1 protein-coding gene is annotated in these 352 nt (G+C 64.5%); it reads left to right on the plus strand.

Translation table 11 applies throughout. The features are described from left to right. Positions 1-352: TraM recognition domain-containing protein (locus Q673_RS25005; protein WP_023005415.1), on the plus strand; the 352-nt coding region annotated here is incomplete at both ends.

A 352-nucleotide genomic window follows, 5' to 3' on the forward strand; every position in this document is an offset into this window, starting at 1 on the left:
GAACGGCAAGCGCATGGGCAAGGTGCCGATCAACCTGCACTGCGACGAGTTCAACGAGCTGATGGGCGACGAGTTCATCCCGCTCATCAACAAGGGGGGCGGCGCCGGCATTCAGGTCACCGCCTACACCCAGACCCTCTCCGACATCGAGGCGCGCATCGGCAACGCCGCCAAGGCCGGTCAGGTGGTCGGCAACTTCAACAACCTGGTGATGCTGCGGGTACGCGAGGAGAAGACCGCCGAGCTGCTGACCCGACAGCTGCGCCAGGTCAACGTGGCCACCCGCATGCTGGTCAGCATGGCCTCCGACTCCAGCGACATTGCCAACGACATCGACTTCACCAGCTCCGGC

Source organism: Halomonas sp. PBN3 (genome assembly GCF_000475415.1).
Lineage (GTDB): Bacteria > Pseudomonadota > Gammaproteobacteria > Pseudomonadales > Halomonadaceae > Halomonas > Halomonas shengliensis.